The organism is Halorubrum sp. SD683, from assembly GCF_002135045.1.
GTDB lineage: Archaea > Halobacteriota > Halobacteria > Halobacteriales > Haloferacaceae > Halorubrum > Halorubrum ezzemoulense.
This window is the reverse complement of record NZ_NEWJ01000014.1, coordinates 1-14,688: the sequence shown is the minus strand read 5'-3', so window position 1 is coordinate 14,688 and position 14,688 is coordinate 1. Positions and strand designations below refer to the sequence as shown.

7 protein-coding genes are annotated in these 14,688 nt (G+C 71.3%); all 7 read left to right on the top strand.

Annotation, left to right across the window (positions count from 1 at the left end; all coding sequences use genetic code 11):
• Positions 1-68 precede the first annotated feature (68 nt).
• The 7 genes from B9G49_RS05970 to B9G49_RS05940 all read left to right on the top strand — a co-directional run bounded on the left by B9G49_RS05970 (position 69) and on the right by B9G49_RS05940 (position 14,556).
• Entirely contained in the window at positions 69-2,390 is a 2,322-nt protein-coding gene (locus B9G49_RS05970; RefSeq protein ID WP_086215758.1) for a hypothetical protein, read from the top strand.
• Positions 2,391-2,507: 117 nt separating this feature from the next.
• Positions 2,508-5,180, top strand: coding sequence for a leucine--tRNA ligase (leuS, locus tag B9G49_RS05965; protein WP_086215757.1), 2,673 nt, complete (start codon positions 2,508-2,510; stop codon positions 5,178-5,180).
• A gap of 70 nt (positions 5,181-5,250) precedes the next feature.
• Entirely contained in the window at positions 5,251-6,663 is a 1,413-nt protein-coding gene (gene kynU / locus B9G49_RS05960) for a kynureninase (RefSeq protein WP_086215756.1), read from the top strand.
• Between the two features lie 111 nt (positions 6,664-6,774).
• Positions 6,775-9,411, top strand: a complete 2,637-nt coding sequence (locus B9G49_RS05955) for a PAS domain-containing protein (protein WP_086215755.1) — start codon at positions 6,775-6,777, stop codon at positions 9,409-9,411.
• 158 nt (positions 9,412-9,569) lie between these two features.
• A complete protein-coding gene (locus tag B9G49_RS05950; RefSeq protein WP_198943818.1) occupies positions 9,570-12,524 on the top strand; it encodes a DEAD/DEAH box helicase in 2,955 nt (984 codons plus the stop codon).
• Positions 12,525-12,604: 80 nt separating this feature from the next.
• A complete protein-coding gene (locus B9G49_RS05945) occupies positions 12,605-14,110 on the top strand; it encodes a stage II sporulation protein M (RefSeq protein ID WP_049931799.1) in 1,506 nt (501 codons plus the stop codon).
• Between the two features lie 92 nt (positions 14,111-14,202).
• The gene (locus tag B9G49_RS05940; protein ID WP_086215754.1) at positions 14,203-14,556 is read left to right on the top strand and encodes a hypothetical protein; all 354 of its coding nucleotides are present in this window, start codon (positions 14,203-14,205) and stop codon (positions 14,554-14,556) included.
• Positions 14,557-14,688 lie beyond the last annotated feature (132 nt).

Below are 14,688 nucleotides of genomic sequence, written 5' to 3'. Positions count from 1 at the left end.
AACCGAGACGAACGAGCGGCTCGCGGGCGGCAGAAGTGTTATTCGTGCGGCTCACGTCGCCCGAGGAAATGGATCGGGACGCCGACGCCGGCGACGGTGCGAGGGGGAGCGGGCCGGACGAGGCGCCCGGCGGGGCGCCCGCGAGCCGCGTCGACCGCCGGACCGTCCTCGGCGCGCTCGCGGGCGCCGGGAGCGCCGCGGTCGCGGGCTGTTCCGGCTCTGAGCCGGACGACGCGTCGACGACCGATCTCGAGGCGGACCGGCTCGACGAACTCGCGGCGCGGTTCGCGCCGACGCTGTACTTCGACAGCGTCGAGCCGTGGTACCCGACCGACCCGCGACCGTACGCGAGCGAGGCGGACGGCGAGACGGTCGTCGACGGCTTCGCCGCGTTCGACGGCTACCACGAGCGGTACGACGAGGCGGGCGAGCCGCCGGACCCGACCGTCTTCTACAACGGGATGCGCTACGAGGACTCCCCGCTGGCGGTCGTCCAGTTCTGGCTCTACTCCGCGTTCGACCAGTTCACCGCGAACTTCCACTGGCACGACTGGGAGGTGCTCCACGTCTTCGTCGACCTCGACTCGGGCGACCCGCAGCTGTACGTCGCCAGCTCGCACTCGCGGAGCGTGCCCAACAACGAGTTCCTCGACCCCGACCCCGAGGTCGTCCCGCGGATCCTCCCCGAGCTCGGCTCGCACTCCAGCACGCTCTCGATCAACGAGATCCCGGACGGCTTCCGGCGCGTCGGCGAGGAGGGCCTGCTCGCCGACATCACCAACACGACGATCGACACGGTCGAGGACCTGCTCGGGATTCCGATCGCCTACGGTCTGCCCCGCGACGAGGGGGCCCGACTGCCGTTCGTCGTCCCCGAGTACGAAGGGGAGCCGATCTACGACCACCCTGACCTCCCGTCGGTCTCGGAGTCATCGCTGGTCGACGGCGCGCTGACGGTCCGGTCGCTCGACGCGCTGCGCTCGCCGCCGACCGACCTGCCGCTCCGGGAGACGGGGATCGCCTTCCGACACGGCGAGCGCCCCGACGACGGCGACGACGCCGCGCTCGCCGCCGAGGCCGCCAAGTCCGTCGTCGAGTACGAGCTGGTGGAGAGCGCCGAGCTGGAGGACATCGACGCGTTCACCGGCCCGCAGCTCAGCTTCGAGTTCGCCGTGCCCGAGGCCGTCGAGGACGCGGTCGCGAGCCACATCACGACCACCGGCGTCCCGTGGGAGCAGCCGCGCTACGAGAACCCCGCGCTCGACGTCACTGCGGGGAACCACCGGTCCGAGATGGCGGACCGGTACGACGCGATCGCCGACGACCCGTCGTTCGGCGACGAGGCCGCCAGGGGGCTCGACGCCGTCGTCGCGCGCGTCACGCGGGCGACCGAGAGCGACGAGGCGCCCGACGGCGAGGGGTTGACCACGACCGAGTCGAGCGTCGAGTCGTTCGCGCTGATCGAGAGCGACCCGGAAGCGGTGCCGACGTTCGCCGGCGGCATCGCGGTCGCGAACGGCGTCCCCGAGGGCGATCACCGCTTCACGGTCAACGGCGCCGGGCGGGCGCCCCACAGCGAGCGGCTGACCGTCGCGGCCGACGAGGCCGTGACGACCGCCGGCGTCGACGGCGAGATTCCGCTCGTCGCCCGCGAGAACGCCCGGAAGGTCGAGCTGTCGGACGCGGAGAGCGAGGTCGACCTGACCCGGACCGCGATCGAGGACGACTTCGCCGGGCGGATCTACGACTCCGCGATCGAGGGGAGCGACGCCGCCTACGTCCACGCCGGCGGCGCGTACACGACGGAGGTCCGCGACGCCGACGACGAGGTCGGCGCGTACCGCGTCAACCCGGACCGGCCGGGGACGGGAGACGACGGCGACGAGGGAGACGGTCCGGGCGCCGGCGACGACGCGATCCGGATCGAGCGCCCGGAGACCGGGGCGGCCCCGCTCGCGGGCTACGTCGCCGACGTGGCCGAGGAGACGCGCGCGGCGGTCGCGGCCGCGGCGGCCGAGAGCGACGGCGGGGACGGAGACGGCGGCGCGGGCGGCGGGAGCGGCGGCGGAAACGACAGCGGCGGGAGCGGCGGCGGTTCAGGGGGCCCGTCGAACGCGGTCAACGGGCTCGAACGCGCCCTCGCGGCCGCGGTCGACGCCGCGGAGCGGGCCGAGGAGCGCGCCCGCGAGGGCGACGCCGAAGGGACGGAGCGTCAACTGGCGAACGTGCTCGACCGGATCGCCCGGATCGAGGAGCGGCTCGCGGCCGCGCGGGAGGGGCTCCCGCCCGGGCTCGCGAACGCGACCGGAAAGCGGGTCGAGCAGGCGACGAAGCGGGTCGAGCAGGCGACGAAGCGGGTCGAGCAGGCGAGGAACGCCGAAAAGCTGTAGGCCGCCAGCGCGCCGGCGCTCGCGCGGGCGCGCGCAACGACCGCGTCGCCCCGTGTCACGGCGCACCACTGGATGGAAAGCTATACGACGCAGAACCGACCACGAGTATATAAGCAGATGTCTCAGGAGAGATACGACCACGCGACGGTCGAAGAACGGTGGCAGGAGGCGTGGGACGACGCCGACGTGTACCACGTCCCGGACGAGGCCTCGGACCCGACGTACGTCCTCGGGATGTACCCGTACCCGTCCGGGAAGCTCCACATGGGTCACGTCCGCAACTACACGATCACGGACGCGTACGCCCGGTACCGGCGGATGCGCGGCGACGACGTGCTCCACCCGATGGGGTGGGACGCGTTCGGACTGCCCGCCGAGAACGCCGCCAAGGAGCGTGACACCAACCCCCGCGACTGGACGTTCGACTGCATCGACACGATGAAGGGGCAGATGAAGTCGATGGGGTTCGGCTACGACTGGGACCGCGAGGTCACCACGTGTACCCCCGACTACTACCGGTGGAACCAGTGGCTGTTCCGCCGCTTCCACGAGGCCGGCCTCGTCGAGCGCCGCGACGCGGAGGTGAACTGGTGTCCCTCCTGCGAGACCGTCCTCGCCGACGAGCAGGTCGAGGGCGACGCGGAGCTGTGCTGGCGCTGCGACACCCCCGTCGAGACCCGCGAGCTCGACCAGTGGTTCCTGAAGATAACCGAGTACGCCGACGAGCTGCTGGACGCCATCGACGACCTAGAGGGGTGGCCGAACTCGGTCCGGCAGATGCAGCGCAACTGGATCGGCCGACAGCACGGCAGCGAGGTCGACTTCTCGATCGACGGGTACGGGGACGTAACGGCGTTCACGACCCGGATCGACACGATATACGGTGCGACCTTCTTCGCGATCGCCCCCGATCACCCGATCGCCGAGGAGCTGGCCGAGGAGGACGACGAGATCCACGAGTTCGTCCACCACGAGGCCGACCCCGACGGCGACGAGCCGAACGGGGTCGAGACCGGACTGACCGCGACCAATCCCGCCACCGGCGAGGAGATCCCGGTGTACGTCGCCGACTTCGTCCTCTCGGACGTGGGGACGGGCGCGCTGATGGCCGTGCCCGCCCACGACGAGCGCGACCACGCGTTCGCGACGGAGAAGGGCGTCGAGATCCGACCCGTGATCGCGCCGGAGTCCGACGACCCCGACGGCGAAGCGGTCCCGGACGCACCGGACGTGGAGGAGGCCGCGTTCACGGAGGACGGCGTCCTAATCGGCTCCGGCAAGTACACCGGACTGGACAGCAAGACCGCGCGCGAGCGGATCACGGACGATATCAGGAGCGCCGAGCCGGCCACGCAGTACCAGCTGCGCGACTGGGGCATCTCCCGGCAGCGCTACTGGGGGACGCCGATCCCGATGGTCCACTGCGACGACTGCGGCGCGGTCCCGGTGCCCGACGAGGACCTGCCCGTCGAGCTGCCCGAGTTCATCAACACCACCGGGAACCCGCTCGACGCCGCCGACGAGTGGCAGGAGACGACCTGTCCGGAGTGCGGCGGGCCAGCGACCCGCGAGACCGACACGATGGACACGTTCGTCGACTCCTCGTGGTACTTCCTGCGGTACGTCTCGCCGGACCTGGCGGACGCCCCGTTCGACCTCGGCCGCGCGAACGACTGGATGCCGGTCGACCAGTACGTGGGCGGCATCGAACACGCCGTGATGCACCTGCTGTACTCGCGGTTCTTCACCAAGGTGTTGGCCGACGAGGAGGACCTCGACCACCGCGAGCCGTTCACCAACCTGCTGGCACAGGGGATGGTCCAGCTGGAGGGCGAGAAGATGTCCAAGTCGAAAGGGAACGTCGTCTCGCCGCAGCGGATCGTCGACGAGTACGGCGCCGACACCGCGCGGCTGTTCATGATGGAGGCCGCCCAGCCCGAGCGCGACTTCGACTGGTCCGAGGAGGGCGTCCGGTCCACCCACCGGTTCCTGACCCGGCTCAGCGACCTCGTCGAGGCGCACGCCGCGGGCGACGTGGCGACGGCCGACCCCGACACCGACCGCGATGAAATCGACGACTACGTCGCCGACGAGACCGACGCCGCGGTCGCCATCGCCGGCGCGGAGTACGACGACCTGACGTTCAACGTGGCGCTGCGGGAGGCGCAGGACCTCGTGGGGACGCTCCGGAGCTACCGCGAGCACGCCGACCCGCACCCCGCCGTCTTCGAGCGCGGCGTCGACGTCGCGGTCCGCCTGCTCGCCCCTGTCGCGCCCCACCTCGCCGAGGAGCTGTGGGAGTCGCTCGGCCGCGACGGGTTCGTCGCGGAGGCCGACTGGCCGACCGCGAGCGTCGACCGCGAGACGGTCGAACGCCGGCGCCGGCTGGTCGAGAACACCCGCGAGGACGTGCGCGACATCGTCGAGGTCGCCGGGATCGACGACCCCGAGCGGATCGACGTGGTCGTCGCGCCCGACTGGAAGTACGACGCGCTGGAGATCGCGATCGACAGCGACGCCGACAACCTGATCTCCGAGCTGATGGCCGAGAGCCACATCCGCGAGCGGGGCGACGACGCCGCCTCGTACGGGCAGGACCTCCAGGCGAACCGCGAGGCGCTCCGTGAGACGCTCGACGGCGACGCCGAACACGACGCCCTGCGAGCGGCCGCGTGGCTGATCGAGCGCGAGTTCGACGCCCCGGTCCGCGTCGAGCGCGCCGCGGACGCCGAGGAGGCCGTCGTCAGCAAGGCGGAGCCGGGCCGACCCGCGATCGACATCGTCGAGTAGGTCACCCGACCGTTTCGCGGCCCTCGCCGGACCCCGGAAACGCTTAGTCGCCGGCGCGGCGCCCTCGTGTATGGACGACTCGTACGCCCCCGCGCGCGACGCCCTCGCGGGCGAGGGACTCGGCGCCGACGACGGAGAGGACGCCGACCCTGCGGTGCTCGCCGCGCGACTCGACGAGGACGATCCGCTCGCGTCGTTCGCGGACCGCTACCGGGTCCCTGACGGTGTTCTCTATATGGACGGGAACTCGCTCGGCCCCGCGAGCGACGCCGCCCTCGCGAGCCTCGACCGCGTGGTCGACGAGTGGCGCGAGCTGCTCATCTCCGGGTGGACCGACGCCGACCCGCCGTGGTTCGATGTCGGCGAACGACTCGGCGACGCGCTCGCGCCGCTGGTGGGCGCGGAGCCGAGCGAGGTGGTCGTCGGCAACTCGATCACGGTGAACATCCACACCCTGATCGGCACGTTCCTCGACGAGCTGCTGGCCGGGAACGGGCCCGAACGCGAGGACGTCGCGGCCGCGGACGGAGAGTGGGCGCCGGACGGCGACCCGGACGCCGACCCCGCGGTCCTCGTCAACGAGCTCGACTTCCCCTCCGACCACTACGCGCTCCGGGCGCAGCTCCGGCAGCGGGGGATCGACCCGGACGAGAAGCTCCGGGTCGTTCCGAGCCGCGACGGGCGGACGATCGATCCCCGGGACATCGAGGCGGCGCTGGCGGCGCACGACGACGTGGGGATCGTGTTCATGCCGACCGCGCTGTACCGCTCGGGCCAGCTGTTCGACGTCGAGCGGATCGCGACGGCGGCCCACGAGGTGGGCGCGTACGCCGGCTTCGACGCCGCCCACTCCGCGGGCGCCGTCCCCCACGCGTTCGGCGACGCCGGCGTCGACTTTGCGGTGTGGTGTACGTACAAGTACCTCAACGCCGGACCGGGGTCGATCGGCGCGCTGTTCGTCGCCGAGCGCCACCACGGGCTCGACCCCGCGCTGGCCGGGTGGTGGGGCCACGAGAAGGCGACACAGTTCGAGATGAACATGACCTTCACCGCGGCCGACTCCGCCGGCGCGTGGCAGATCGGCACGCCGCCACTGCTTTCGGCCGCGCCGCTTGAAGGGTCGGTCGAACTCCTGCGTGAGGCCGGGATCGACCGCCTGCGGGCGAAGTCGCTCGCGCTCACCGACTTCCTCATCGCCCTCGTCGACGACCGGCTCCCGGGGGTCTCGGTGGGAACGCCCCGCGAACACGCCGCGCGCGGCGGTCACGTCGCCCTCGAACACCCCGAGGCCGAGCGGCTGAGCGAGGCGCTCAACGACCGGGGCGCGGTCGTCGACTTCCGACCGCCGAACGTGGTGCGGGTCTGCCCCGCGGCCCCCTACACCTCCTTTGCCGACGTGCTGGAGGTCGTCGACGAGATCGAGGCGATCCTCGACTCGGGGGCCCACGAGGCGTACGCGACGGGCGAGGGCGGCGTAACGTAGCGGGCGCGGCGCCGTGAGGGGCCGCGAGCGGGGTCGACGGGCGGTCTGTTCCCCGCGTTGACATCCGCAGTATTATTACTCTCAGTAACGTAAAGAGAGAAGAACGAGATCATGGGAAGAGGTTCATCGACGAACGGTGCCGATCGGTTCGGATCGGACGGCGACGAGGTGACGAGCGTTTACGAGGCGATGTTTCAGGAGGCTGACGACGCGATCTTTCTCGTTGACGTGGCGCGGACGGACGGCGAGTACGAGTTCACGTTCAGGCAGAACAACACCGCACACCAGCGACAGACCGGGCTGACCGAGGACGCGATGTTCGGGAAGACGCCGCGGGAACTCCTCGGAGAGCAACAGGGGGCCGCGGTCGAGGCGAACTATCGGCTCTGCGTCGAGCGGGGGACGACGATCGAGTACGAGGAGCGGCTCGAGTTCCCGGGCGGGGCGACCGACTGGCAGACGAAGCTTACCCCGGTCGTCGACGACGGAACGGTGACGCAGATCGTCGGCGTCGCCCGCGACGTCACGCGACAGAAGGAGCGGGAGCGGGAACACCGGCGCACGCACCGGCGGTTCCAGACCGTCTTGGAGACGATGTCCGCGGCGGTGTTCCTGAAGGACACCGAGGGGCGGTACCTGCTGATGAACCAGGCGTGCCGCAACGTGTTCGACGTCGACGAGGATCCCGTCGGGATGACCGACGAGGAACTCTTCCCGGAGGCCGTCGCGGCGCAGGCCCGCGCTGACGACCACCGGGTCGTTGAAGACGGCGAACGGATCGAAGTCGAGGAGACGGTGCCGACGCCCGCCGGAGAGAGCGTTCGGCTGACGCGGAAGTCCCCCGTGTACGACGAGGAGGGGGAGATACGCGGTGTGTGCGGTGTGTCGACCGACATCACCGAACAACGGGAGCGAGAGCGAGCGCTCCAACAGATCAAAGACCGCCTCGAACTCGCGGTCGAGGGCGCACAGATCGGCGTCTGGGACTGGGACATGGCCACCGACGAGGTCGAGTTCAACGACCGGTGGGCCCGGATGTTGGGCCACGCGCCCGACGAGATCGAACCGCACGTTGACGCGTGGGAGCGGCGCGTTCACCCCGACGACCTCGGGCCCGTCGAAGACGCCCTGTCGAGCCACATGGCCGGCGAGACGGAGCTCTACGACACGGAACACCGGATGCGCACCGCGGCGGGGGACTGGAAGTGGATCCGGGACGTCGGGAAGGTCGTCGAGCGCGACGACGACGGGAAGCCGGTCCGCGCGGTCGGGGTCCACCTCGACATCGACGACCAGAAGCGCCGGGAGGCGGAACTGGAACGCACGCGATCGGTCATCGAGCGCACCCAAGAGAGCGCGTCGATCGGCTGGTGGGAGGCCGATCTGGTCGAGGACTCGCTCACGTGGAGCGACGAGGTGTACCGGATCCACGAGGTTCCGCCCGACGACACGATCCGCCTAGAGGACAGGCTCAGCTTCTACCACCCGGACGACCGCGACGCCATCGAGGCGGCGTTCGACCGCCTGACCGAGGCGGGCGAGTCGTACGACCTCGAACTCCGCATCGTGACGGAGTCCGATCGGACCAAGTGGGTGCGGGCGATCGGCGATCCGCAGTACGACGACGCGGGGAACGTCGTCGGGGCGCTGGGGCTGTTCCAGGACGTCACGGAGCGGAAGGAGTACGAGCGGGCCATCGAGGCGACGCGCGAGGAGCTCCGGCGGATCATCGACCTCGTGCCCGACCTGGTGTTCGTGAAGAACCGGGAGGGCGAGTACCTGCTGGCCAACGAGGCGACCGCGGCGGCGTACGGGAAGACGCCGGAGGAGGTAGAGGGCAAGTCCGAGGCGGAGATCATCCCCAGCGCCGAGGACTCCGAGGCGTTCAGACAGGACGACCTCGCCGTGATCGAGTCGGGCGAGCCGAGGACGATAGACGAGGAGACGCTGACCACGGCGGACGGGGAGACGCGCATCCTCCAGACGACGAAGATACCCTACGAGGTTGCCGAGACGGGCGAAGACGCCGTCCTTGGATACGCCCGCGACGTGACCGAGCTCAAGCAGTACGAGCGGACGCTCGAAGAGCAGCGGGACAACCTCACGCTGCTCAATCAGGTCGTCCGCCACGACATCAGAAACCAGCTGATGGTGGTCGAGTCGTACACCGGACTCCTCGAGGACGCGCTCGTCGACGACCAGAGCCGGACCTACGCGCGGACGGTCATCGAGGCGGCGAAGCAGGCGGCGGACATCACGGAGACCGCCAGGGACGTCACCGACGTGCTGCTACAGGCCGGCTCCGACCTGACGCCGATGAACCTCCGAGCCGAGCTCAACGGACAGATCGAACAGGTCCGGTCGGAGCAGGACCGGGCGACGGTCACCGTGAGCGAGTCGATCCCGGACGTGACGGTGGCGGCGGACGACCTGCTGGAGGCGGTGTTCCGGAACCTGCTGACGAACGCGGTCGTCCACAACGACAAGGAGAGGGCCGAGATCACGGTCTCGACGCGCGTCTCGGACGACTCGGTGCGCGTGTCGATCGCGGACAACGGCCCCGGGATCGACGACGACCACAAGGAGGACATCTTCCAGGAGGGCGCGAAGGGGCTCGAGAGCGGCGGGACGGGGATTGGTCTGTACCTCGTCGAGACGCTCGTCGACAAGTACGGCGGCGACGTGTGGGTCGAGGACAACGAGCCGACGGGGAGCGTGTTCGCCGTCGAACTGCCCCTCGCGAACTGATCGGCGCGCGCGAGGCGGGCGCCGTGCGTCGCCGTCCCGCGCGTCTCCATCCAGCGCGTCGCCGTCGCCGCGCGTCGCCGCCGCCTCACGTCGACCGTGCGCGTCGCGCGGGGCGACGGGCTTAATCGCCCGAGCGCCCAAGGTCCGACGATCAGACAATGGCGGAATCGTCGGGCATGGACGCGTTCGCGCACCTCGGGAGCGATATCCGCGAGGCGCTCTCCGACCGGGGCTTTTCCACGCCGACGGAGCCCCAGCGCGAGGCGATCCCGCCGCTCGCCGACGGGCGGAACGCTCTCGTCCTCGCGCCAACGGGGACCGGGAAGACGGAGACGGCGATGCTCCCCGTCTTCGACGCGGTCGTCGCGGCCCGCGACGCGCCCGGCGACCCGCCGCGGGAGGGAATCTCCGCGCTGTACATCACCCCGCTGCGCGCGCTCAACCGCGACATGATGGACCGGCTTGAGTGGTGGGGCGACCGCCTCGGCGTCGAGGTCGCGGTGCGCCACGGCGACACCACGCAGTACGAGCGGTCGAAGCAGGCCGACGACCCGCCCGACGTGCTCATCACGACCCCGGAGAGCCTCCAGGCGATCCTCACCGGCTCGAAGATGCGGGTCGCCCTGGAGGACGTGGCGCACGTCGTCATCGACGAGGTCCACGAGCTCGCCGCGGCGAAGCGGGGCGCCCAGCTCACGGTCGGCCTCGAGCGCCTCCGCCGCGTCGCGGGGCCGTTCCAGCGCGTCGGCCTCTCCGCGACGGTCGGTGACCCCGAGGAGGTCGGGCGCTTCCTCGTCGGCACCGGCAAGCGCGACCCCGACCGCCCCGGCGACCGCGCGTTCGAGACGGTCGAGGTCGCGGCCGGGACGCGGACCGACGTGCGCGTCCTCGATCCGGCGATCACGGACCGCGATACCACGCTCGCCGGCGAGCTCGCGGTCGACGAGACGACCGCGAGCCACGTCCGGACGATCCGCGAGATCGTCGCCGAGAACGAGTCGACGCTGATCTTCGTCAACACGCGCCAGACCGCGGAGGCGCTCGGCTCGCGGTTCAAGACGCTCGCCGAGAACGAGCGGGAGGCCGCCGAACGCGACGGGCGGGACGACGCCGCCGACCCCACCGAGATCGAGCTCCACCACGGATCGCTCTCGAAGGAGGTCCGGGTCGACGTGGAAGACCGGTTCAAGTCGGGCGGTCTGGACGGGCTCGTCTGCACCTCCTCGATGGAGCTCGGGATCGACGTGGGGCGCGTCGACCACGTGGTCCAGTACGGGAGCCCCCGCGAGGTGGCCCGGCTGCTCCAGCGCGTCGGCCGCGCGGGCCACCGCCGCGACCTCGTCTCGGAGGGGACCGTCGTGACGCAGGGAGGCGACGACACGCTCGAAGCGATGGCCATCGCGCGGCGCGCCGGCGAGGAGCTCGTCGAGCCCGCGAACATCCACCACGGGAGCCTCGACACGGTCGCCAACCAGATCGTCGGGCTCGTGATGGACGAGGGCGAGGTCCACGCCCGGGAGGCGTACCAGACGATCACGAACGCCTACCCGTTCGCCGACCTCTCGGAGCCCGAGTTCCAGGAGGTCGTCCGCGAGCTCGACGGGAACCGCCTGCTGTGGCTCGACGAGGAGACGGACACTCTCGAAAAGTCGGGCGGCACCTGGCAGTACTTCTACGCGAACCTCTCGATGATCCCCGACGAGTCCACCTACGAGGTGTACGACATGTCCTCGCGGCGGGGTATCGGCACCCTCGACGAGCAGTTCGTCGTCAACTTCGCCGGGCCGGGCGAGACGTTCGTCCAGCGCGGCGAGATGTGGCGGATCACCGAGGTCGACGAGGAGGAGGAGCGCGTGAACGTCACGCCGATCCCCGACCCGACCGGCGAGGTCCCCTCGTGGGTGGGCCAGGAGATCCCCGTCCCGAAGCCGGTCGCCGAGGAGGTCGGCCGGATCCGAGGCGAGGCCGCGGCCGCCCTAGCGGCCGGCTCCACGCCGACGGCGGTCGCCGCCGACCTCGCCGAGCGCTACCCGACCGACGAGGAGACGGTCGCGGCCGCGCTGAAGGCGGTCGTCGACCACGTCGACGCCGGCCACCCCGTGCCGACCGACGAGCGGATCGTGATCGAGGGGAGCGCCCGCACCGTCGCGGTCAACGCCGCCTTCGGCCACGAGGTCAACGAGACGCTCGCGCGGTTGCTCGCTGCGCTCGTCGGCCAGCGCGCCGGCTCGTCCGTCGGGATGGACGTCGACCCGTACCGGATCGAGTTCGAGGTGCCGAACGGCGTCAGTCCCGGAACCTTCCGCGAGGTGCTGGAGACGACGGACCCCGACCGGCTGGAGGCGTACCTCGAACTCGCCGTGAAGAAGTCGGACGCGCTGAAGTTCACGCTCGCGCAGGTCGCGGCGAAGTTCGGCGCCGTCAAGCGGTACAAGGAGGGGCGCGGCCGATTCGGCGGCGACCGCCTGCTCGCGGCCCTCGAAGACACCCCCGTCTACGACGAGGCGCTCCGTGAGGTGTTCCACGCCGACCTCGCGGTGCCGGAGACCGCGGACCTGCTCGCGGCGCTCCAGCCGGACGACGGGGGACGGGACGGCCCGCTCGACCTCTCTATCGCCCGCGAGCGCACCCCGCTCGGCACCGCGGGTCGCTCCGCCGGCACGGAGTTCCTCGTCCCCGACAACGCCGACGCCGACGTGATCGAGACGGTCAAAGAGCGCATCCGGGACGACCGAGTGATCCTCTTTTGTCTCCACTGTACAGACTGGAAGCACACGACGAAGGTCCGGCGCGTCCGCGACCAGCCCGAGTGCCCCGAGTGCGGGTCCACCCGGGTCGCGGCACTCAACCCGTGGGACGACGAGACGGTCGCCGCGGTGCGCGCGGCCGAGAAGGACGACGAGCAGGAGCGCCGCACCGAGCGGGCGCACCGCGCCGCGAGCCTCGTCCAGACGCACGGGAAGCGGGCGGTGATAGCCCTCGCGGCGCGCGGCGTCGGGCCCCACAACGCCGCGCGGATCATCAATAAGCTCCGCGAGGATGAGGACGAGTTCTACCGCGACGTGCTCCGCCAGGAGCGCGAGTACGCGCGCACGCAGTCGTTCTGGGACTGACCAACGGCGGCCCGGACCGCGCCGAACCGCTCCCCCGTCCGGACTCCCGTTTTTAAGTTGCGGACGACCGAACCGACCGTATGGACCTCTCCGCCGCCGTCACGGCAACGACTGCGACCCTCCGTCGACGCCCCGCCGACGTCCTCCCCTTTTACCTCCTCGGCACCGCGGTGCCGGCGATCGCTCGGCTCGGCCCGTTCGCGGCGCTCGCGGGGATCTACCTCCACCTCGAACTGAACGGCCGCCTCGCCGCGGCCCGCGACTCGCTCGCCGGAGTCGAACCGCCGCCGGAGACGCAGGACCCCGAGGCGCTTCAGGCGTGGGCCGAGGGGTTGGGCCCCGCGTTCGAACCGCTGCTCACGCCGACCGTCGTGGTCCTCTTCGCCGGGGGCGTCCTCCTCGCGGTCGCCCTCTCGGTCCTCGCGTACGCCGTCGTCTCGGCCGGCCAGCTCTCGGCGGTCGCCGCGAGCCTCCGCGACGACCGCGGGCTCGTCGCCGGGATCGCGGGCGCCCGGTCCCGGTGGCTCACGTTCCTCGGGCTGTACGTCGCCGAACTCATCCTGTGGATCGGCGTGGTCGCGCTCGGATTGATCGCGGTCGGCGCGGCGTTCCTCGCGAACCCGTTCCTCGGGGCAGCGGTGGCGATCGGCGCCCTGCTCGCCGGCTTCGTTGCCCTCGCGCTCGTTCGGATCCTCTTCGCATTCGCGCCCGCGGCCGTCGTCGTCGACGACGCCGGCGTCGTCGGCGGGGTCGAGGGCGCCGGCGGCTTCGTTCGCTCGAACCCCGTCGACGCCGCCGCGTACCTCGTGGTCGCGATCGGCGCGCTGGTCGCCGTCGCGTCGGTCGCCTCCGGAATCGCGTTCGTCGGCGGGGGCCCCGTCGTCGCGCTCGCCAGCGCCGTCGTCGTCGCGCCCGCGCTCGACCTGCTGAAGACGGTCCTCTACGGCGACTACCGCGGGACGGTCGACCCCCTCTCGCCGACGGAGGCCGGCCTCCGGGCCCAGCTCGGCGGCGGCCTCCGACGCGGGTGGCGGGAGCTGCGCGGGTTCGTCCGGTCGACGCCGGGCTCCCACGCGCTCGCGCTCGGAGTGGCCGTCGGGTTCGGCGCGCTCGGGTGGGTCGCCGCCGCGCCGTTCGCGGAGATGGCCCCGACCTCGATCGAGGGTCGGATCGCCGGACAGATCCCGCCCGTAGCGGCGCTGACGTACTTCGGGAACAACTGGGGGGTCGCGATCGCGACCGCCTTCTCGGGCGTCGGGCTTGCCCTCCCCGCGCTCTCGTCGCTCGCGTTCAACGGCCTCGCGCTCGGCGCCACCGCGGCCTTGGAGGAGAACCTCTCCGCGCTCGTCGCGTTCGTGGTCCCGCACGGGATCTTCGAGATCCCCGCGCTCGTCGTCTCCGGCGCGCTCGGCGTCCGCCTCGGCGCGGTCTCGTGGCGGACGTTCCGCGGCCGCGCGAGCCGCGAGCGGTTCGCCGACGCCTTGGAGACAGCGTTCTGGGTGACCGTCGGGATCGGGATTCTGATCACCGTCGCCGCCGTTATCGAGGGGTTCGTCAGTCCGTACTACTGGCGGCCGTTCCTCTAGCTCGCGACCGAGCGGCGACCCGTCTGCGGGCGTCCGGCCGCAGAGGCGCCGGCCCGCCCGCAGCCTTATTACCGCGCGGGCGAAGCGTCAGTATGCGACCGCTCGTTGCCGTCATCCTCGTCGGCGTCCCGCTCATGTGGCTCGTCGGCTTCGCCGCCTACGCGTACGTCGACGCGCCCAAGTACGGAATGGACCCGCGCAAGTGGGCGCTCATCTCGTTCGTCGTCCCGCTGTTCGGCTTCTTCGCGTACGTCTTCGAGCGGGGTGAGCGCGACTACGACCCGGACACCGACCCGTACGCCGGCGGGAGCGACGAGCGGACCGGCGGCTTCGCCGTCCACGAGTCGCGGCAGGGCGAAGAGCGGCTCGGCCCGGCGGGGACGGAGGCGGACGACGGTGACGACGCGGACGACGAGTGGAACGACCCGGACAGCGTCGACCTCTGACGGGACGATCGGGACAGGCCCCGGTCAGTACCGAGACGGCGGTGAGTGAGACGGTACGTAATCACCGATGAGGCTGGGGAGGTGTGCGATGCTGTGTAGTGCCGTACTGGGCGGGGCGGGAGTCAAAAGGGC